Genomic DNA, 19,350 nt, shown 5'->3' with positions numbered 1-19,350 from the left:
TTTTCGCGCTTATGCCGGGCACCCTCGTCATAATCGCGCGGCGACTGCAGGTGGCGGACTGGCGTGTCATCGATTTTTTGATGGCGAGCGCTATCTCCCAGACGCAGATAGGACTTCGCCTGTGGGTTCTTCGGCCCGCAGATATATGTGGCGTGCCCGGGGACCGGCCCTGTGACCGAACGGATACGCCAGACAAACGGTTCAACGGGGTACAAAGGGAAACATCATGTTCAAGAAGTTCGCACTCGCCGCCGCACTGGCGGCTTCCGTCGCCAGCGGCGCCAGCGCTGCCGATGTCGTGGTTTCGTCGAAGATCGACACGGAAGGCACGCTGCTCGGCAACATCATCTTCGCCGCGCTCAACGCCAACGGCATCAAGGCGCAGGACCGCATTGCGCTCGGCACGACGCCCGTTTTGCGCAAGGCGATCACTGCAGGTGAAATCGATATCTATGCCGAGTATACCGGCAATGCCGGCTTCTTCTTCAACAAATCAGACGATCCGGCCTGGAAGAACCTGCAGCAGGGCTATGACCTGGCGAAGAAGCTCGACTACGACGCCAACAAGATCGTCTGGCTGACGCCCTCGCCCGCAAACAACACCTGGGCGATTGGCGTTCGCAACGACGTTGCCGGTCCGGCCAAACTCAAGACCATGTCCGATTTCGGCAAGTGGGTTGCCGGCGGCGGCCCCGTAAAGCTCGCGGCTTCTTCCGAGTTCGTCAACTCGCCGGCGGCTCTGCCGGCCTTCCAGACGACCTATAGCTTCCAGATCAAGCCCGACCAGGAAGTCGTGCTGTCCGGCGGCGACACCGCAGCGACAATCAAGGCTGCGGCCGACCAGACCAACGGCGTCAACACCGCCATGGTCTACGGCACCGACGGCGCCATCGAGGCGGCTGAACTGACAGTTCTCGAAGACGACAAGAGCGTGCAACCGGTCTATGCGCCGACACCGATCATCCGCGAAGCCGTACTGAAGGCCAATCCGAAGATCGAGGAGGTTCTGGCCCCGATCTTCAAGGGCCTGACCGCCGACGTACTGCGCAAGCTGAACGGCCGTATCCAGGTCGATGGCGAGCCGGCGAAGTCGGTTGCCGAATCCTACCTCAAGGACAACGGTTTCCTGAAGTAAGGCTTTATCGACTACCCTCGCGGCTCCGCTTTGATAAGGTGGAGCCGCATGGATATTTGACTAGGCATGATCTTGTCCAAAAGCCGCTTCAGGTTTTTGGGATCATGCGCTGACGGAGCTTGCTTGATGGAAGATGCGCTTGCGGTCCGCAGGGTGGACCGTCTCGGTATGGTGCTGGTGGCCGGTGGCATCCTGGCGGCGGCATTGATGCCGTTCATCATCGTCAAGGCAAACCGCATCGCCGCCGGCAAGCCGCAATTGCTGACACAGCTCCTCGCCCAGCCGGCCGCGCTGGCGCTTCTCGCCCTTCTCGTCGCCACCGCCCTCGCCGCCTTGTTCCTGCGCAACCAGATCGTTCGCCTCGGCATTGCGACGCTCGCAATCGCCCTTCTGATCGTCACGCTCGGCCTCGTCTCGACAACGGCAACGCCCGTAGGCAGTACCGTGGCGCGCATTACGCCCGGCGGTGCCTTCTGGGCGCTGCTTGCGGTCATCGGCCTGGTGATCTCGGATGCATTGGTGAAGCTGCAACTGACGCCATGGCTGCGCGTCGCATCGCTCGCCCTCTATGCAGCGATCCTCGGCGTCATCCTCAGATCCGGTCTGCTCGACAATCTGTCGATCATGAAGGAGTACTCCAACAACGCCGACAAATTCTGGAACGAAGCGCTTGGCCATGTAATTCTCTCGCTCGGCTCGGTGGCCATAGCCATCCTGCTCGCCCTGCCGCTCGGCATCTTCTGCTACTGGCAGCCGAGGCTTCGCGCCGTCGTGCTGCGCGGCTTGAGCCTGGTGCAGACCATTCCGAGCCTGGCGTTGTTCGGCATTTTGATGCTGCCGCTCGGCTATATCGCCACGCACGTCCCCTTCGCAGCCGCGATCGGCATTCAAGGCATCGGCATTGCGCCGGCTCTGGTGGCGCTGGTAATCTATTCGCTGCTGCCGATCGTTGCGAATACTGTCGTTGGGCTCACCGGAGTCGATCCCTCCGTGCGCGATGCCGCCGCAGGCATGGGGCTGACGCGCCGGCAGATCCTCACCGGCATAGACCTGCCGCTCGCCTTCCCCGTTATCCTGACCGGTATCCGCATCGTGCTGGTGCAGGCAATTGGCCTCGTCACCGTCGCGGCGCTGATCGGCGGCGGTGGTTTCGGTCTCTTCATCTTCCAGGGCATCGGCCAGACCGCCAATGACCTTGTGCTGCTCGGCGCCGTGCCGACGGTCTTTCTTGCCTTCTCATCGGCCGTCATCCTCGATGCGGTCATCGACAGCATCCGGGGACAAAGCGCATGACCACCATGATCGAGCTGAAGGGCGTAACCAAGCGCTACGGCAACGCCACCGTGGTCGACAATGTAAGCATGAGCATGGAAAAGGGCACCATCACCGTCATCGTCGGGACCTCCGGCTCCGGCAAGTCGACGCTGATGCGCATGATCAACCGGCTCGTACCGATCTCCGCCGGCCAGATTTCAGTCAATGGCCAGGATGTCATGAGCTTGCCGGCGACCGAGCTTCGTCGCGGCATCGGCTATGCCATCCAGGGCCATGGCCTGTTTCCGCACCGCACCGTGGCGCAGAACATCGCAACGGTGCCGCAACTGCTCGGCTGGGACAAGGCGCGCACCGACCGGCGCGTCGAGGAACTGCTCGATCTCTTTCATCTCGATCCCGGCACCTTCGCTGCGAAATATCCGAGCCAACTCTCCGGCGGCCAGCAACAGCGTGTCGGCGTGGCGCGGGCGCTCGCGGCCGAGCCGGAAGTGCTGCTGATGGACGAACCCTTCGGCGCCCTCGATCCCGTGATCCGCGGCAAGGCGCAGGACGATCTGCTAGCGATCCAGAAACAGTTCGGCACGACCATCATCCTCGTCACCCACGACATGGACGAAGCCTTCCATCTTGGCGACAAGATCGCCGTCATGAGCGAAGGCAAGCTGCTGCAATGTTCGGAACCGGGGAAGATCCTGACCGAGCCGGCCGATCCCTTCGTTCAGCAACTGACGGGCACCTCAGACCGGGCGCTGAAGCTGATGTCGCTGCTGCCGCTGAAGGAGAGCATGCAACCGCTGCGACCCGGCCTCGGCTATAGCCTGCCGCAGACGCTCAATCTGCGCGATGCGCTGGCCGAGATGATATGGCAGGGTGCCGACGAGGCGGCCGTCGAAGACGACAGCAAGGTGCCGGTCGGCTCGATCTCCATGCGGCACTTGATCGAGCTGGGCCGCAAAGCATGAAGTTTCTAACCGCCAATCTCTTTCGTTTGCTGGCGTTGGCGCTGCTCCTGGTGCTGCTGTTCCGGCCGGAATGGTTGATACCGATCCTGGCACCGCTCACCAAGTTCGGAGCATCGCCGATCTATACGCAAAACAGCCTAGTAGGTCTCGCCATCAGCCATATGGAGCTGATCCTCGTCTCGATCGCGGCCAGCGGCATACTCGCCGTGCTCGGCGGCATTTTCGTCACCCGCAAGAGCGGCGCCGATTTCCTGCCGCTGTCGCGGGCGATCGCCAATGCCGGCCAGACCTTTCCCCCGGTTGCGGTACTGGCGCTTGCCATCTCCACAACCGGTTTCGGCGCAGTGCCGACGCTGATTGCGCTTTTCCTCTACGCGCTGCTGCCGATCTTCGAGAATACCGTCGCCGGCCTGCAGCAGGTGCCCGCCTCCGTGCTCGATGCCGCCGACGGCATGGGCATGAATGGCCGGCAGCGGCTATTTCGAGTTGAGTTGCCGCTCGCTCTGCCGTTGATCCTTGAAGGATTGAAGATCGCCACCGTCATCAATATCGGCACGGCGACGATCGGCTCGACCGTTGCGGCAAAGGGGCTCGGCGAAGTCATCATCGCCGGCCTCATCAACGACAATACTGCTTTCATCCTGCAGGGCGGCTTGATCGTCGGCTTGATGGCGGTGCTGATCTACGACGGCATGGAACTGATCGAAACCACCGTCACCCGCAAAATCGGCTTGCAGCCGCACTGATTTTGCGCTGACAGCTTCCAGGCACGATCTTGCCCAAAAACCGCTTCGCCCTTTTAAGGATCGTGCTTTAAGCATTTTAGCCACGCTTGGCGACAGGGAGGTGTGTATGGCGAAAATGATCCACTCGATGATCCGCGTCCTCGATGAAGCACGCTCGATCGATTTTTATGGCAAGGCTTTCGGGCTCACAGTCGCTGACCGCGTCGACTTCCCGACCTTTACGCTGATCTATCTCAGTAATCCCGAGACCGGGTTCGAACTGGAATTGACCATCAACCAGGGCCGCACCGAGCCTTATGCGCTCGGGGAAGGTTATGGCCACTTAGCTGTTTCAGTCGACGAACTTCGGGACGTGCACGAGCGCCTAACCGGGCTTGGCCTGAACCCCGGCGGTATCGTTGAACTCAATCGCGATGGAAAACTTTTCGCACTCTTCTTCTTTGTCACCGATCCCGATGGTTACAAGATCGAGGTGATGCAAAGGAATGGACGGTTTCAATAAAAGCTACGCAAACCGCAGTCCCGCCGTCTGCTTGACTATTGTGTGCCTACATCCAGTAGGGCGGCACGCCGAAATAGTCGTGGCTCTTATGGCCATGGTCCTTGTGGACGAGGGTATCGTCCTTGCTGGCGAAACGACGAGCTTTTTCGATGTCGTTCTTGGTCATGTTGACGCAGTAGCCATCGATGCGGGCATCATAGCGCAGCTTCTCCCAGGGCAGTCGGTAGTGATCCTGCCCGATGCCGAAAAAGCCGCCGAAGCTCAGGATGATGAAAGCGATGCGTCCATCGCTTTTTTCCAGCATCAGGCGCTCGATATGACCAATCTGCTTGCCGTCAGACCCAAAGACCTTCGACCCCTCGACCCGATCGCAGGCAACCAGCATCGACATGTCCTTGACATAGAGATCGCGGCTGATCGTCTCGGCACTCTCTTTATGCATGTGCGCACCTCCTTTTGGATACGCTTCACATAAAATTCTGGAGCGTCCGATCCGCCTAGTGCTTACACGGGCGGCACGATGCTCCGATGGGTTCTCACCCACGGGCCCATTAACGCGCCGTCATGGAAAAAGTTCCAGTACTTTTTTCAAAGTTATTAAAAAATGGTTAACGCCCTTGGATTATTGACGTTTACGTCAAAGTTAGTATAGCTTTCGGTGTTGCTATAAGTCTTTAGGTGAGGGCAACGATGACTGTGATGTGAAAAGCGGGAGACTTTTCAGCCGAGCAGTGCCACGCTACAAAACCGCGGCTCGCCGAAGGTGGGGCGTGATGATGCGTCAAGGAGGAAGTACGCATGAATTCAGTTTCCGCTCCTTCGGACGGATCGTCAGTCAACAAGATCTGGCTCGCCTCCTACCCGGACAGCGTGCCGGCCGAATTGCCGCCGCTGGAGCACGCGTCGCTTGCCGAATTGCTGGAGGAAAGCTGCACGCGCTATGCGAACCGGCTCGCTTTCACCAGCATGGGCAAGTCGATCACCTATCGCGATCTCGACACACAGACGCGCAAGATCGGCGCCTGGTTGCAGAGCCTCGGCCTGCAAAAGGGCGACCGCGTCGCCGTGATGATGCCGAATGTCTTGCAGAACCCGATCGCCGTCTACGGCATCCTCCGTGCCGGCTTCGTCGTCGTCAATGTCAACCCGCTCTACACGCCGCGCGAACTCGAGCACCAATTGCGCGATTGCGGCGCGCGAGCGATTTTCGTGCTGGAAAATTTCGCACATACGGTCGAACAGGTGCTGGCACATACCGATGTGCGCCACGTCATCGTCACCTCGCTCGGCGACATGCTTGGGCTGAAGGGCCACATCGTCAATTTCATTGTCCGCAAGGTGAAGAAGCTGGTGCCGGCCTGGTCCATCCCCGGTCATCGCAGTTTCATGGCGGTACTTTCCGAAGGGGCGCGGCTGCCGCTAAAGCCGGTCGGTCTTACCGGCAGCGATATCGCCTTCCTGCAATATACCGGCGGCACGACCGGCGTCGCCAAGGGCGCGATCTTGACCCATGCCAACCTCCTCGCCAATCAGTCGCAGTTGCTGCTGTGGCTGGCTGCCGGCTACATCAACAAGCCGCGCCCCGAGCAACTGACCTTCGTTTGCGCCTTGCCGCTCTATCACATCTTCGCGCTTACGGTGAATTCGCTGATGGGCATGTCGCTCGGCGGACATAATGTGCTGATTGCCAACCCGCGCGACATACCGGCCTTCATCAAGGAGCTCGGCAAATACAAGTTTGACATGTTCCCCGGCCTCAACACGCTGTTCAATGCGCTGATGAACAACCCCGATTTCACCAAGCTCGACCTTTCCAACACTGCAACGCTTGCCGGCGGCATGGCCGTGCAGCGGCCGGTCGCCGAGCGCTGGCAGAAGATGACAGGCTCGTGGATCACCGAAGGTTACGGCCTTTCCGAGACCTCGCCGGTCGCAAGTGCCAACCGCTTCGACAGCCCCGACTTCACCGGCACGATCGGTCTGCCGATCACGGGTACCGATTTCGATATTCGCGACGAGGCGGGTACCTCGCTGCCGCTCGGCGAGGTGGGCGAAATCTGCATTCGCGGGCCGCAGGTCATGGCCGGCTATTGGAGGCAACCGGCCGAAACCGCGAAGGTGATGACGGCGGACGGCTTCTTCCGAACCGGCGACATGGGCTTCATGAACGAGCGCGGCTACACCAAGATCGTCGACCGCAAGAAGGACATGATCCTAGTCTCCGGCTTCAACGTCTATCCGAATGAGATCGAGGAAGTCGCAGCCATGCATCCTGGTATTCTGGAAGCTGCGGCAATCGGCGTGCCGGACCAGCATTCGGGCGAGGCCGTCAAGCTTTTCATCGTCAAGAAGGACCAGGCTCTGACCGAGGCGGACGTCAAGGCGCATTGCACCGCAAACCTCACCAATTACAAGCGGCCACGCTTCATCGAATTCCGCAGTGAACTACCGAAGTCAAATGTCGGCAAGATCCTGCGAAAGGAATTGCGTAGCTGACATAATTCTATGTCATTCGGAAAGCCGCCCGCCTTTCAGCGCGGGCGGCTTTTTTCGCTTTTACCGGTGCGCGAACTTGATTTACCCCTTACAAAGCGAATAGTTTCCGCGACCAACTCAGAGTGCCCTGACCTTATCAGACGGCCAGCGGCGCGAACCGCAAGGAGCCCCCAATGAACGCCCTCGTCGAACAACTGAAGAGCACCGCAGCGGCCACCAAGGCCACCGATATCCGTGCCGCCTTCGCCGCCGACTCCAAACGTTTCTCACGCTTCAACGCTTCGCTCGACGATCTGCTGATGGACTATTCCAAGACCGCGGTGAACGACGAGATCTTCGCACTTCTCGAGAAGCTCGCAACCGAAGGCGGCGTCGCAGCCAAGCGCGACGAGATGTTCTCGGGCGTTGCCATCAACTTCACCGAAAATCGCGCCGTTCTGCACACCGCGCTGCGCAACCGTTCCAACACGCCCGTCCTCGTCGACGGCAAGGATGTCATGCCCGACGTCAACGGCGTTCTCGCCGCCATGGGCAAGTTCGCGGACGGCATTCGCTCGGGCGCGCTGAAGGGTGCGACCGGCAAGGCGATCACCGACGTCATCAATATCGGCATCGGCGGCTCCGATCTCGGCCCGGTCATGGCGACGCTGGCGCTCGCACCTTTCCATGACGGCCCGCGCGCGCATTTCGTCTCCAACATCGACGGCGCCCATATCGCCGATATCCTGAAGCTCGTGTCCCCGGAAACGACGCTGTTCATCATCGCGTCGAAGACCTTCACCACCATCGAGACGATGACGAACGCCCAGACGGCGCGCAACTTCGTCGCCAAGGCGCTCGGCGAAGCTGCCGTTCAGCATCATTTCGCCGCCGTTTCGACGGCGCTCGACAAGGTCGCCGCCTTCGGCATCGACAGCGAGCGCGTCTTCGGCTTTTGGGATTGGGTTGGCGGCCGCTACTCGATCTGGTCGGCCATCGGCCTGCCGCTGATGATTGCCGTTGGCCCGGAGAATTTCGGCAAGTTCCTCGACGGTGCGCATGCGATGGACAACCATTTCCGTAAGGCGCCGTTCAAAGAAAACCTGCCGATGCTGCTCGGCCTCATCGGCTTCTATCATCGCAACGTCCTGGGTTACGCGACCCGCGCCATCCTGCCCTATGACCAGCGCCTGTCGCGCTTCCCGGCCTATCTGCAGCAGCTCGACATGGAATCGAACGGCAAGGGCGTCACCATCGACGGCACGCCGGTCGAGGGTAATTCCGGCCCGGTCGTCTGGGGCGAACCCGGCACCAACGGCCAGCATGCCTTCTACCAGCTCATCCACCAGGGCACGAGCGTCATCCCGGCCGAATTCATGATCGCCGCCAATGCCTTCGAGCCTGACCTGCGACACCAGCACCAGTTGTTGATGGCCAACTGCGTGGCACAGTCCGAAGCCCTGATGAAGGGCCGCACCTTCGCGGAAGCCAAGGCCCAACTCACCGCCAAGGGCATGGACGACAAGAAGGCCGATTTCATCGCGCCGCACCGCGTCTTCACCGGCAACCGTCCGTCGATCACCTTTGTCTACGACAAGCTGACGCCTTACGCACTCGGCCGCCTGATCGCGCTTTATGAACATCGCGTCTTCGTCGAGGGTGTACTCTTCCGCATCAATTCCTTCGACCAGTGGGGCGTCGAGCTCGGCAAGGAACTGGCAACGGGCCTGCTGCCGGTCATCGAAGGCAAGGAAAGTGCTGCCGGCCACGATTCTTCGACGCAGGGCCTGGTGGCTGCACTGGCAAGCCGCGCGAAGTAAGTCTCATTGACCAAAAATAAAAGAGCCCCGTCTGTTGCATCAGGCGGGGCTTTTTTGTGATGGAATTTGACCCGTCAAACGCCGGGTTATCTCGCCCGCCAAGAGCGGGATCGAGAATTTCTTAAAGTCCAATCTCATGCGCCCAAGGCGGGTTGGCGCCAGCGCGGGAAACCGTCACGGCGGCGGCCTTGGCGCCGAGCGCCAGTGCGTCCCGCAGCGCCTTTTCGTCGAGGCTGGCGACCTGCGCCTTGGTCAGCAGATCGTTCATTTTCAGCGATGCCAGGATGCCGGCGTCAAACGTGTCCCCTGCCCCCACGGTGTCGACGACCGTGACCCGTTCGCTAGGGACTGTGACCTTCAACGACTTCGTGTAACCCGTCGCGCCTTCGGCACCCTTGGTGATCACGACCAGCTTGGCGCCCTGGTTGAGCCAGTGGGCGGCGAGTTCGTCGTGGTTTCCGGCAATACCGAACCATTCCAGGTCTTCATCGGAGAATTTCAGGATGTCGGACATGGCGGCCATGCGGCTGATGCGACCCATATGCGCGGGCTTGTCCTTGATGAAGCCGGGGCGGATGTTCGGATCGAGCGAGATCACACGGCTTTGATGTTCGCGCTTCATCAGCGCCTCGTAGGTCTCGCCGCAAGGGTTCGGGATCAAGCTGATGGCGCCGAAATGCAGGGCTTCGCAATCATCGCCAAGCGTCGGCAGGTCGGCCTCGGTGATCATGCGGCCGGCGGAGCCTTCGTCGTAGAAGGCATAGGTCGCCTGGCCGTTGACCAGCTTGACGAAAGCAATCGTGCTTGGGCGAGGAGCGATGGCGCAATAGCTGTAATCCACCTTTGCGGCCGAAAGCGTCTCGCGCAGGATGTCGCCCATCATGTCGTCGGCGATGCCGGTGAAGAAGGCCGTGGGCACGCCCAGACGGCCAAGCGCGATGGCGGTGTTGAAGATCGCGCCGCCGGCATAGGGTGCGAAACCCTTTTCACCCAGCGTGGTGTCTCGCGGCAGCATGTCGATCAGAGCTTCGCCACAGCACAATATCATTCCGGCCTCCCAGAGAGAGCATCTCTCATTTCCAAACTTAGCAATCGATTAGATAAATTCGCGAGAAAAGCAAAGCGTCACTTTTTCGGTAGTTCCGAAATGCCGCCGTTCCAGCCTGACCAGGCGAGCGGCGCGTTAAGGAAAGCTTCGACTTCCTCAAGCGTCTTATCGTCGAACAGCTTTTGCGCCTTGGCGACGGCGAGCACGTCGCGCCAGGTGGCGATATGGTGCAGCCGAACCTTGCCGTTGGCAAACCGCTCCTCGGCTTCCGGGAAGATGCCGTAGTAAAATAGCGCGATGCCGTGGTCGACGATGCCGCCGGCGGCACGGATGGCGTCGATGAAGGTGAACATGCTGCCGCCCGCCGTCGTCAGATCCTCGATGACCAACACGCGGGCGCCATCCGGCATATGGCCCTCGATCTGCGCATTGCGGCCGTGGCCCTTCGGTTGCTTGCGGACATAGATCATCGGCAGATCGAGGCGCTCGGCGAGGAAGGCCGCGAAGGGGATGCCCGCCGTCTCGCCACCGGCGATGCAATCGAACTGCTCGAAACCGGCATCGCGCATGACGATGCTGGCGGCGAAATCCATCACCGTCGAGCGGATGCGCGGGTAGGAAATCAGCTTGCGGCAATCGATATACACCGGGCTCGCCATGCCGGAGGCGAATTTGTAGGGCTTGTCGGCGCTGAAATGCACCGCCTTGATCTCCCAAAGCATCTTCGCCACCAGTTCGGCCATCACGGCGCGATCGGAAAATGTCATCTGGGTGGTCATGCGGAGCCTCCTTCGCTCTTAGGACATTCCTGCGGCAATAGCAGCAAGTGGCCGAGGTTTCCAGCCGGATGGAGGGATTTGTAAGCGCCCGTTTTTCAATGCTGCTATTTCATCGATTGCGGCATCGACAGCCTCTCTGAAACAGCGCCGATATCGGCGGGCAGCATTGCCTTGAACAGGGCAATCGCCCTGTCGCCCTCATCTTTCTCAATCGAAATCGCGTAGCGAACAGCGGCGGCGACCAGTTGCATGGTCAATCGTGCGATCCGTACCAGTTCTTCGGAATCGCGCTCCGGCCACAGACCATGGAGAACAGCCAGAAACGCCTGGGAGTGCCATTCCATATCGTCGGCATCGATCTCCTGGAGAAGCTTGTCCGCCTGCGTCGCATGCCAGATATCCCGCATCACCGGCTCATCACGGAACATCGCGTAATAACCATCGACGATGCTGCCGAGCGCGCCGGGGAGATCAGCGGTGCTTTTCACGAGAGCCAGTTCGCTTTCCACGCATTGCCGCCCTTGTTCGTTGAAGCGTTCGGCCAGGACGCGAATGATCGCGGTCTTATCTGGGAAATATTGATAGAGCGAACCGAAGGATACGCCGGCCTTTTCGACGATCTCGCCCATGCGCAGCGCGTCGCTGCCGTTTTTTTCAATCAGCTCCATCGCGACGGACAATATCCGCTCGACGCGCTCGCGGCCGCGCTGCTGGCTCGGGATTCGGCGCGGCGTCCCCGCCTCCTCCTTGCTGCGCCTGCGTTTCACAATCGGTTCCTGCACCATGTCTCCACTCGCTCGCCATTCTTGACAAACGATATAAGAGAGTTTATCACATTTCGCAAATGAGAGAATTTATCACATTTTAAACCGGGGGGAACTTGACATGCAGATCTCGACGATCGCCATCATCGGCGGATTGGGGAAAACCGGCGGCCGTGTCGCCAAACACCTGAAAGATCGCGGCATCAATGTCCGCGCTGCCTCGCGCTCGACGACACCTAGCTTCGATTGGCAGGACCGCGGCACTTGGCACGCAGCGCTGAAGGGTTCCTCCGCCGCCTATGTCACCTTCCAGCCGGATCTTGCCGTCGCCTGGGCGGCCGAAGCCATCTCAGCCTTCGCGAACACGGCAGTTGAAGCGGGTGTCGGGCACATTGTCTTGCTCTCCGGCCGTGGCGAGGACGGAGCCGTCCTCAGCGAGAACGAACTCAAGGCGGTGGGCGTGGACTACACCGTGCTCCGCGCCAGTTGGTTCAACCAGAATTTCAGCGAGGGCGCCTTTGTGGACGGGCTTCGCCAGGGAAAGCTGGCATTGCCGGTCGGCGATGTGCCGGAACCCTTCGTCGATGCCGACGATCTTGCCGACGTGGCCGTCGAGGCTCTTACGAATCCTCGCCATCGCAACCAAACCTATGAGTTGACCGGACCCCGCTCCCTGTCGTTTCGCGATGCGGTTTCCGAGATCGCGGCAGCTTCCGGCCGCGCCATAGAGTATGAAACGGTCCCGGTGGATGCGTTCATCACCGAGCTGACTGCGGCGGGGCTGCCGCGAGAGACGACCGATCTCCTGCATGAGCTTTTTTCGCAGGTTCTGGACGGTCGCAATTCGAGCGTCATGGATGGCGTCCGGCAGGTGCTCGGCAGGCCACCCAGGGATTTTTCCGACTATGCCCACGAAGCCGCCGCTGCCGGCATCTGGAGTATCCAACCATGATCTACCCGATCACAAATATCGCCCTCATCGCTGCAGCACTCGGCAGCGGTCTCATCGCCGGCATCTTTTTCGCCTTCTCGACGTTCATCATGCAGGCCTTCGCCAGGCTTCCCGCCGATCAGGGCATCGCCGCCATGCAATCGATCAACACGGCGATCCTGCGCTCACCGTTCATGGCGGTGTTTCTTCTGACCGTCGCGCTGTCGGTGTTCATCGCGGTGATGGCCATCGTGTATTGGCGGGGCGGCGTCAGCATCCTGATGATTGCCGGCGCGACGCTTTATATCGTCACCACCTTCCTTTCGACAATCGTCTTCAACGTCCCTTTGAACGACGCCTTGGATAAGGTCGATGGCCGCTCAGCGGAGGCAGCCCAGCTATGGACCACCTATCTCAACGATTGGACAAGATGGAACCATTTGCGCACGGTGGCGTCACTGCTGGCCTCCTGCGCCTTCGTTCGGGCTCTATTTTAGTTGGCGCGATCAGGATGCCGTGCGGGAAACGTCCGGCGAGACGGCGTGCAGATAGACCGCGACTTCGACACGGTTGCGGCCGTTGCGCTTGGCGGCATAAAGCGCCTTGTCGGCAGCGCTGAGGACGCTGTCGAAACCGACGCCCTCGGCGGTACCGAGCGCGATGCCGGCGCTGACCGTGCAGGCGAAGGGTTTACCGTCCACAGTGACCTCGCGGGCAGCAAAAGCGGCGCGCACCCGCTCGGCGATCTGCTCCGCCCGGCCCGGTAGAGCATTGTCGAGGACAAGCGCGAATTCCTCGCCGCCAAGACGAGCCACTGTGTCGTAGGCTCGCAGCCCGGTGGACAATTCCTGGGCAAAAAGCTTCAGCACGAGGTCACCGGTGGCATGGCCGTGTTGATCGTTGACGGACTTGAAGCGGTCGATGTCGAAGACGATCACCGCCATCAACGGCCCAAAAGAGCGTTGTCCGTAGAGATCGAACAGAGCGCGACGGTTAAGCAATCCGGTCAACGGATCGGTGATGGCCTCCAGACGGTGATGCGCCGCCTGACGCCATTGATGCAGCGCCAGAGACAGGGCGCCGATGCCGGTCATACCGGCAATACAGATGGCAAGGCTGACATCCTCGGCCCAATTGTCCGGTGCGTGGCCGAGCACGAGCTTGCCGTCCCAGATCAGGACTCCCGCGCAGAGCGCAAAGGAAATGGCCGTCAAAGCATAAAGCGCAGTAATGCCATAGAGCGGTGTGGGCGCCTCCTGACGGCTCAGCCAATATTCGCGTGCGGTCAGCACGAGCAGCACCGTGATGACGATATTGTCGCCCATGAAAGCGAGGCCGTCATAACCGGCGAGCATGGCCGGCACGGAAGCGGCAATGCCGGTCAAGCTTCCCAGCAGGACACGGGCCATAGAAAAACGGCGCATGCGGAACTGATATCCCGCCGCCCAAATGGTCGAAAAGCCGATGAAAAACAGGACGAAGGTCAGGATGGCGAGTGTCAGCCGCGGCTTGTCGACATAAGCGCCATAGCTGAAAATGCCTGCAACAATGGGGGCAAGGCCAGCAGAACAGGTCAGCAGGAATGTCTCCGGCCGACGGGAAAACCAACTTCCGACCAGTGTCACCGCAAGACAGGATGCGGAAACGCCCAAGGCCAGCAGAAGAGAATTATAGTCAAGCTGCATGCTCTTCCTTCGACGGTTTCATTCCGCACCGTTGGGGATCAGCATCACGCTACCCTTCAAGGGGTATCAAATTGGTTACAGCATCCGATAAAGATCATGTATTTCAATGAAATATGCCGCCGTCTCTACTTTCAGAGTTTTCAAATAAAAACACCAGTTAAATAGAAATGCATTTATTGGTGTCCAAAGCTATTTGGCTCAGCTCTCGACGTCCCAATGCAAGGGGAACATCGGATCGAACACCGTAACAGAGCCTGCCCCGGTTTCGATCTTGTCGGGAAAGGCCACCGATTCCGGGCGACGGACCAGTGTAATCCGGTCCTCATTCGCCGCAAGCCCGTACCAGGCCGGACCGTTCAGCGAGACGAAGGCCTCGAGTTTGTCCAGCGCGCCTTCCTGTTCGAAGACGTGCGCCAGGCAGCTCATGGTGTTGACCGACGTGTAGATGCCGGCGCAGCCGCAGGCACATTCCTTCAGCGGATCGACATGTGGGGCGGAATCGGTGCCGAGGAAAACCCTTGGATCGCCGCTCGTGGCGGCTGCGCGGAGCGCCAGACGGTGGCTCTCCCGCTTGGCGACCGGCAGGCAGTAATAGTGAGGCCGGATACCGCCGACGAGGATGGCGTTGCGGTTGATGATCAGATGATGCGTTGTAATCGAGCCGGCGAGATTGGCCTTTGCCGACTTGATGTAGTCGATGCCGTCCGATGTCGTCACATGCTCCATGGTGACTTTCAGTTCGGGCAGGCGCTGACGCAGCGGATCAAGCACGGTTTCAATGAAAACGGCCTCGCGGTCGAAAATATCCACGTCCGGCGTCGTCACCTCGCCATGCACGCAGAGCGGCAGGCCGATCTTGGCCATGCGCTCCAGCACCGGCATCGCCTTGTCCATGTTCCGTACGCCGCCGTGGGAATTGGTCGTCGCACCGGCGGGATAGAGTTTGACGGCAGTGATGAGACCGCTTCTCTTGCCCTCCTCGACATCGTCGGGACTGGTATGCTCGGTGAGATAAAGCGTCATCAGCGGCTGGAAACGGTCGCCTGAGGGCAATGCCTTCAGGATGCGTTCGCGATAGGCGGCTGCATCCGCGGTGGTGACAACGGGCGGCACCAGGTTTGGCATGATGATGGCGCGGGCGAAATGCCGGGAGGTGTCGCCGATCACGCCTTCCAGCATGGCGCCGTCGCGCAGATGCAGATGCCAATCGTCAGGGCGGCGGATGGTGAACTTTTGCATGGGCGCGAACCTCTGGATGGTCTCAGGTTGTCGCGCTTCGATAGCACCATCCGATACCGCAAAACAATCGGCGAGGACGTGTAAATGACAGCGAGATTTAACCCTGCACGATATCGATCGTGAAATCGGCCGTGCGACGGTTTTCGAGGATCAGCCGGCCGTTCGGCAGATCGTTGCCGTAGACCTTGGCGCCGGCCGCCTCGTCATCGAGGTTATAGCCCCTCCAACGCTCCCAGAGTCGCTGCTCCAGGACCTCCATCGGCGGCGCCAGCATGATCGAATAGTCGAACATGCCCTCCAATTCCGCCCATTTGCCCTGATTGAAGAGCAGGTAGTTGCCCTCCACGATAATGAAGCGATGATCGGGCGAGACGATGCGAGCCGACGCGATGGCGATCTCTCGCGAACGATCGAAGACCGGCACCAGCACCTCCTGATCGGCCGCACTCACCGCTCTCACGATATCGAGGAAGGCACGGACGTCGAAGCTTTCGGGTACGCCCTTGCGCTTCAGCAGGCCTTTTTCGATCAGCACAGCGTTGTCCATGTGGAAGCCGTCCATCGGCAGGACCTCAGCGCTTTCGCCCTTGGCTTTCAGCGCCTCGGCCATGTTGTCCGCCAGCGTCGATTTGCCGGCGCCGGGTGGGCCGGCTATCGCAATCAGGAACCGTTTCGCATTGCCGGCGCGCGCGATGATCTCGTCGGCAACTCCCTCAAGCACCGGACTCATGCAGCGACATTCTCCACCGGCGGCGCCTTGGCGCCGGTCATGAAGGCAACGGCATCGGACATGGAATATTCCTTGGGATTGATCACGGTCAGGCGACGCCCGAGGCGATGGATATGAATGCGGTCCGCCACCTCGAAGACATGCGGCATATTGTGCGAGATCAACACGATCGGCAAGCCTCGGGCGCGCACGTCGAGGATAAGTTCCAGCACCTTGCGGCTTTCCTTGACACCAAGGGCTGCCGTCGGTTCATCCATGATGACCACTTTGGAACCGAAGGCGGCGGCTCGCGCCACCGCCACGCCCTGCCGCTGGCCACCGGAGAGCGTTTCCACCGCCTGGTTGATGTTCTGGATCGTCATCAGGCCGAGTTCGGTGAGCTTGTCGCGGGCGCGCTTTTCCATCGCCGGCCGATCGAGCATGCGGAACCAAGAGCCGAGGATGCCGGGTTTCCGGATCTCGCGGCCGAGGAACATATTGTCCGCGATCGAGAGCGCCGGCGACAGTGCCAGGTTCTGATAGACCGTTTCGATGCCGGCCTCGCGAGCCTCCATCGGTGACCTGAAGTGGACTGGTTTCCCCTCCAGCTTGATCTCGCCTTCATCAGGCGTAGTCGCGCCCGAAATCGCCTTGATCAGCGAGGATTTGCCGGCACCGTTGTCGCCGATGACGGCGAGGATTTCGCCGGGATAAAGATCAAAATCGGCATTGTCGAGGGCGGTCACGCGACCATAACGCTTGACGAGGCCGCGCGCGGTGAGAAGGGGTTCGCCAGTCGTGGTCATGCCGATACCTTTCTGATCCATTGATCGATCGCGACGGCGCCGATGATCAGCACGCCCGTCAGAAGAACCTTCCACTGCGGATCGGCTCCGAGCATGTTGAGGCCCATGGACACCACGCCGACGATCATCGCGCCGAACAGCGTACCAAGGATCGAGCCACGGCCGCCGAAGAGCGAGATGCCGCCGATCACGGTCGCGGTAATCGCCTGAAGATTGAAATCCGTCACGGCTGAAGAGGGTGAGATCGAGCCATTGCGGCCGATCGAGACCCATGCGGCAAATGCCGCGATCAGCCCCGAAACACCGTAGACGGCGAGCAGCACTTTCTTGGTCTGGATACCAGACAATTTTGCCGCTTCCGGATCATCGCCGACAGCATAGACATGCCGGCCCCACGCCGTGTGATTGAGAACATACCATAGACCCACCACCAGCAGCACCATGGCAATGACGCCAAGAGTCAGCACCGCGCCGCCAAGCCGGAAGCTGATGGCGAAGAAATGCAAGAGCGGCGCCTGTTCATCGACATCGGTGTCGCGGATGGTTTCATTGGCGGAGTAGATGAAATTCGTCGCCATGACGATGTTCCAAGTGCCGAGCGTCACAATGAACGGCGGTAGCTTCATGTTGGCGACAAGAAAACCATTGAGCAGCCCACATGCACCACCTGCGATCATGCCGGCAATAATGGCGATGGGCGTCGGCATGCCATAGATTATGGCGCAATTACCCATGATGACAGCGGAAATGACCATGATCACGCCGATCGACAGATCGATGCCGGCGGTCAGGATGACCAGCGTCTGCGCCGCACCGAGAATGCCGACGATGGCGATCTGCTGCAGGACGAGCGTCAGCGTGTAGGCTGAGAAGAAGCGTCCGCCAATGGCAATGCCGAAGATGATGATGGCCATCACCAATACGATCAACGGCACCGCGGCCGGCGTCGAATGCAAGAAATGCTGTATGCGTTTGAGAAGAGTGACATCCTGGTGCTCGAACGAGGCGACGCTCTTGTCGCTGCTGTCGAGAACACGCTCGAATTCCTGTGCTCCGGTCATTGTTTTCCTCCGCACCCGCGCCGAACTACGCGGAAACCGCCGGGGTTGAAACCGGCCGGGGCTCAAGCCCGGCCGGCATTGATGTCGCGACTGCATGATCCGTGCTGAAGAACCGCATCAGCAAAACGTGTGAAGCGGTTTTCGAAATGAGATCATGCCAAACCCAGGATGGGGCTTAACCCCAGCACTTCGCCGTGCCTTCCTTGGTGTCGATCGACTTCAGGCCGGAAACCGGCTTGTCCGTCACCAGCGAGACGCCGGTGTCGAAGAAGGACTTGCCTTCAGTCGGCTTCGGCTTTTCGCCGGTGTCGGCGAACTTCTTGATCGCTTCGACGCCGAGAGCGGCCATCATCAGCGGATATTGCTGCGACGTGGCGCCGATCACGCCTTCCTTAACGGATTTAACGCCCGGGCAGCCACCGTCAACCGAGACGATCAGGACCTGCTTTTCCAGTCCGACAGCCTTCAGTGCCTGATAGGCGCCGATAGCGGCCGGCTCGTTGATCGTGTGGATGACGTTGATGCTGGAGTCCTTCTGCAGAAGGTTTTCCATCGCCTTGCGGCCGCCTTCCTCGTTTCCGTTGGTAACGTCATGGCCAACGATGCGCGGATCATTCTCGTCGCCGATCTTGTTCGGGTCCTTCGGGTCGATGCCGAAGCCGATCATGAAGCCCTGGTCGCGCAGAACGTCAACGGTCGGCTGCGACGGCGTCAGATCGAGGAAGCCGATCTTGGCATCCTTGGCCTTGTCGCCGAGCGTCTTGTTGGCCCATTCGCCGATCAGCTTGCCGGCGAGAAGATTGTCGGTGGCGAAGGTCGCGTCGGCGGCGTCAGCCGGATCCAGCGGCGTGTCGAGCGCGATGACCAGGAGGCCCGCGTCACGCGCCTTCTTGATCGTCGGAACGATGCCCTTGGTATCGGAGGCAGCGATCAGAATACCCTTGGCGCCCTCGGCGATGCAGCTCTCGACCGCAGCGACCTGGCTTTCGCTGTCGCCATCGATCTTGCCGGCATAGGACTTCAGCGTCACGCCGAGTTCCTTGGCCTTAGCGGTAGCACCTTCCTTCATCTTGACGAAGAAGGGGTTCGTGTCCGTTTTGGTAATCAGGCAGGCGGAAACGTCGGCAGCCTTGGCCGGCGCGGCAAAGACGACGCCGATCGCCAGAGCGGCGAGTGCTGCGGAAACAACAGATTTCTTCATTCAATCCTCCCAAAATTTGAATAGACCGGAACTTCCCGGCTGCCCCGGCTCGCACTGAGTCCGGATTTAAGACGCGCCATGTCTGCTTAGATTTCTACCGAATGGGCCGCCTCCAAGGCCATGCGCACGTCCTCCAACGCGCACATCTGATCCTAAAGATTTCGTCCTGTCAATAAATAAATCGGATTGAATTATTAATCGGATGTGGCATT

At 60.1% G+C, this 19,350-nt stretch carries 19 protein-coding genes; 9 read left to right on the top strand and 10 right to left on the bottom strand.

Translation table 11 applies throughout. The features are described 5' to 3' along the window. The first annotated feature begins 226 nt into the window (after positions 1–226). From FHT86_RS18760 to FHT86_RS18740, 5 genes are all read left to right on the top strand, one after another. A complete protein-coding gene (locus FHT86_RS18760; RefSeq protein ID WP_133708330.1) occupies positions 227–1,135 on the top strand; it encodes an ABC transporter substrate-binding protein in 909 nt (302 codons plus the stop codon). Between the two features lie 126 nt (positions 1,136–1,261). After that, positions 1,262–2,428: an ABC transporter permease gene (locus tag FHT86_RS18755; protein ID WP_133708329.1), complete on the top strand. Its 1,167-nt coding sequence runs from the start codon at positions 1,262–1,264 to the stop codon at positions 2,426–2,428. After that, positions 2,425–3,372, top strand: a complete 948-nt coding sequence (locus FHT86_RS18750; RefSeq protein WP_133708328.1) for an ABC transporter ATP-binding protein — start codon at positions 2,425–2,427, stop codon at positions 3,370–3,372. Before FHT86_RS18755 ends, FHT86_RS18750 begins: the two co-directional genes overlap by 4 nt. After that, complete coding sequence (locus FHT86_RS18745; RefSeq protein ID WP_133708327.1) at positions 3,369–4,118, top strand: ABC transporter permease; 750 nt, start codon at positions 3,369–3,371, stop codon at positions 4,116–4,118. Before FHT86_RS18750 ends, FHT86_RS18745 begins: the two co-directional genes overlap by 4 nt. Before the next feature lie 106 nt (positions 4,119–4,224). Then, positions 4,225–4,620 carry a VOC family protein gene (locus FHT86_RS18740; RefSeq protein ID WP_133708326.1) on the top strand — a complete coding sequence of 132 codons (396 nt, stop codon included), beginning with the start codon at positions 4,225–4,227 and terminating at the stop codon, positions 4,618–4,620. Positions 4,621–4,666: 46 nt separating this feature from the next. Here the strand turns inward: FHT86_RS18740 and FHT86_RS18735 are convergent, their stop codons facing one another. Beyond that, complete coding sequence (locus tag FHT86_RS18735) at positions 4,667–5,062, bottom strand: PRC-barrel domain-containing protein (protein WP_133708325.1); 396 nt, start codon at positions 5,060–5,062, stop codon at positions 4,667–4,669. 356 nt (positions 5,063–5,418) lie between these two features. On the opposite strand from FHT86_RS18735, the gene FHT86_RS18730 reads away from it, so the two are divergent. Further along, entirely contained in the window at positions 5,419–7,116 is a 1,698-nt protein-coding gene (locus tag FHT86_RS18730) for a long-chain fatty acid--CoA ligase (RefSeq protein ID WP_133708324.1), read from the top strand. Between the two features lie 173 nt (positions 7,117–7,289). After that, on the top strand, positions 7,290–8,915 hold the full coding sequence (gene pgi / locus FHT86_RS18725; RefSeq protein ID WP_133708323.1) for a glucose-6-phosphate isomerase: 1,626 nt from the start codon (positions 7,290–7,292) through the stop codon (positions 8,913–8,915). 121 nt (positions 8,916–9,036) lie between these two features. Here the strand turns inward: pgi and FHT86_RS18720 are convergent, their stop codons facing one another. The 3 genes from FHT86_RS18720 to FHT86_RS18710 all read right to left on the bottom strand — a co-directional run bounded on the left by FHT86_RS18720 (position 9,037) and on the right by FHT86_RS18710 (position 11,527). Then, the gene (locus tag FHT86_RS18720; RefSeq protein WP_133708322.1) at positions 9,037–9,963 is read right to left on the bottom strand and encodes a carbohydrate kinase; all 927 of its coding nucleotides are present in this window, start codon (positions 9,961–9,963) and stop codon (positions 9,037–9,039) included. 77 nt (positions 9,964–10,040) lie between these two features. Further along, positions 10,041–10,742 (bottom strand): orotate phosphoribosyltransferase, encoded by a 702-nt coding sequence (locus tag FHT86_RS18715; protein WP_133708321.1) that lies wholly within the window; start codon positions 10,740–10,742, stop codon positions 10,041–10,043. Positions 10,743–10,846: 104 nt separating this feature from the next. Beyond that, on the bottom strand, positions 10,847–11,527 hold the full coding sequence (locus tag FHT86_RS18710; protein WP_133708320.1) for a TetR family transcriptional regulator: 681 nt from the start codon (positions 11,525–11,527) through the stop codon (positions 10,847–10,849). A 100-nt stretch (positions 11,528–11,627) separates the two neighbouring features. Here FHT86_RS18710 and FHT86_RS18705 point away from each other — a divergent pair, with 100 nt between their 5' ends. Next, positions 11,628–12,458: an NmrA family NAD(P)-binding protein gene (locus FHT86_RS18705; protein ID WP_133708319.1), complete on the top strand. Its 831-nt coding sequence runs from the start codon at positions 11,628–11,630 to the stop codon at positions 12,456–12,458. Beyond that, the gene (locus FHT86_RS18700; protein WP_183868841.1) at positions 12,455–12,934 is read left to right on the top strand and encodes a DUF1772 domain-containing protein; all 480 of its coding nucleotides are present in this window, start codon (positions 12,455–12,457) and stop codon (positions 12,932–12,934) included. Before FHT86_RS18705 ends, FHT86_RS18700 begins: the two co-directional genes overlap by 4 nt. 9 nt (positions 12,935–12,943) lie before the next feature. Here the strand turns inward: FHT86_RS18700 and FHT86_RS18695 are convergent, their stop codons facing one another. From FHT86_RS18695 to FHT86_RS18670, 6 genes are all read right to left on the bottom strand, one after another. After that, positions 12,944–14,122 (bottom strand): GGDEF domain-containing protein, encoded by a 1,179-nt coding sequence (locus FHT86_RS18695; protein ID WP_133708318.1) that lies wholly within the window; start codon positions 14,120–14,122, stop codon positions 12,944–12,946. Between the two features lie 198 nt (positions 14,123–14,320). Further along, the gene (gene pyrC / locus FHT86_RS18690) at positions 14,321–15,361 is read right to left on the bottom strand and encodes a dihydroorotase (RefSeq protein WP_133708317.1); all 1,041 of its coding nucleotides are present in this window, start codon (positions 15,359–15,361) and stop codon (positions 14,321–14,323) included. Positions 15,362–15,458: 97 nt separating this feature from the next. Then, positions 15,459–16,091 (bottom strand): nucleoside triphosphate hydrolase, encoded by a 633-nt coding sequence (locus tag FHT86_RS18685; RefSeq protein ID WP_133708316.1) that lies wholly within the window; start codon positions 16,089–16,091, stop codon positions 15,459–15,461. Next, entirely contained in the window at positions 16,088–16,897 is an 810-nt protein-coding gene (locus FHT86_RS18680; protein WP_183868839.1) for an ATP-binding cassette domain-containing protein, read from the bottom strand. The genes FHT86_RS18685 and FHT86_RS18680 overlap by 4 nt, the downstream gene beginning before the upstream one ends. Then, positions 16,873–17,937, bottom strand: a complete 1,065-nt coding sequence (locus FHT86_RS18675) for an ABC transporter permease (RefSeq protein ID WP_133708315.1) — start codon at positions 17,935–17,937, stop codon at positions 16,873–16,875. The genes FHT86_RS18680 and FHT86_RS18675 overlap by 25 nt, the downstream gene beginning before the upstream one ends. A 175-nt stretch (positions 17,938–18,112) precedes the next feature. Beyond that, positions 18,113–19,138, bottom strand: a complete 1,026-nt coding sequence (locus tag FHT86_RS18670) for a sugar ABC transporter substrate-binding protein (protein WP_133708314.1) — start codon at positions 19,136–19,138, stop codon at positions 18,113–18,115. Positions 19,139–19,350: the final 212 nt, after the last annotated feature.

The organism is Rhizobium sp. BK313 (assembly GCF_014193655.1).
Lineage (GTDB): Bacteria > Pseudomonadota > Alphaproteobacteria > Rhizobiales > Rhizobiaceae > Rhizobium.
The sequence above is the reverse complement of the archived record's forward strand: the minus strand, read 5'-3'. Positions and strand labels throughout refer to the sequence as shown.

Bases quoted from the DNA above. Each gene is read 5' to 3' on its own strand.
- FHT86_RS18760 (WP_133708330.1), top strand. From the start codon at position 227: ATGTTCAAGAAGTTCGCACTCGCCGCCGCACTGGCGGCTTCCGTCGCC.
- FHT86_RS18755 (WP_133708329.1), top strand. From the start codon at position 1,262: ATGGAAGATGCGCTTGCGGTCCGCAGGGTGGACCGTCTCGGTATGGTG.
- FHT86_RS18750 (WP_133708328.1), top strand. From the start codon at position 2,425: ATGACCACCATGATCGAGCTGAAGGGCGTAACCAAGCGCTACGGCAAC.
- FHT86_RS18745 (WP_133708327.1), top strand. From the start codon at position 3,369: ATGAAGTTTCTAACCGCCAATCTCTTTCGTTTGCTGGCGTTGGCGCTG.
- FHT86_RS18740 (WP_133708326.1), top strand. From the start codon at position 4,225: ATGGCGAAAATGATCCACTCGATGATCCGCGTCCTCGATGAAGCACGC.
- FHT86_RS18735 (WP_133708325.1), bottom strand. From the start codon at position 5,062: ATGCATAAAGAGAGTGCCGAGACGATCAGCCGCGATCTCTATGTCAAG.
- FHT86_RS18730 (WP_133708324.1), top strand. From the start codon at position 5,419: ATGAATTCAGTTTCCGCTCCTTCGGACGGATCGTCAGTCAACAAGATC.
- pgi (WP_133708323.1), top strand. From the start codon at position 7,290: ATGAACGCCCTCGTCGAACAACTGAAGAGCACCGCAGCGGCCACCAAG.
- FHT86_RS18720 (WP_133708322.1), bottom strand. From the start codon at position 9,963: ATGATATTGTGCTGTGGCGAAGCTCTGATCGACATGCTGCCGCGAGAC.
- FHT86_RS18715 (WP_133708321.1), bottom strand. From the start codon at position 10,742: ATGACCACCCAGATGACATTTTCCGATCGCGCCGTGATGGCCGAACTG.
- FHT86_RS18710 (WP_133708320.1), bottom strand. From the start codon at position 11,527: ATGGTGCAGGAACCGATTGTGAAACGCAGGCGCAGCAAGGAGGAGGCG.
- FHT86_RS18705 (WP_133708319.1), top strand. From the start codon at position 11,628: ATGCAGATCTCGACGATCGCCATCATCGGCGGATTGGGGAAAACCGGC.
- FHT86_RS18700 (WP_183868841.1), top strand. From the start codon at position 12,455: ATGATCTACCCGATCACAAATATCGCCCTCATCGCTGCAGCACTCGGC.
- FHT86_RS18695 (WP_133708318.1), bottom strand. From the start codon at position 14,122: ATGCAGCTTGACTATAATTCTCTTCTGCTGGCCTTGGGCGTTTCCGCA.
- pyrC (WP_133708317.1), bottom strand. From the start codon at position 15,361: ATGCAAAAGTTCACCATCCGCCGCCCTGACGATTGGCATCTGCATCTG.
- FHT86_RS18685 (WP_133708316.1), bottom strand. From the start codon at position 16,091: ATGAGTCCGGTGCTTGAGGGAGTTGCCGACGAGATCATCGCGCGCGCC.
- FHT86_RS18680 (WP_183868839.1), bottom strand. From the start codon at position 16,897: ATGGATCAGAAAGGTATCGGCATGACCACGACTGGCGAACCCCTTCTC.
- FHT86_RS18675 (WP_133708315.1), bottom strand. From the start codon at position 17,937: ATGACCGGAGCACAGGAATTCGAGCGTGTTCTCGACAGCAGCGACAAG.
- FHT86_RS18670 (WP_133708314.1), bottom strand. From the start codon at position 19,138: ATGAAGAAATCTGTTGTTTCCGCAGCACTCGCCGCTCTGGCGATCGGC.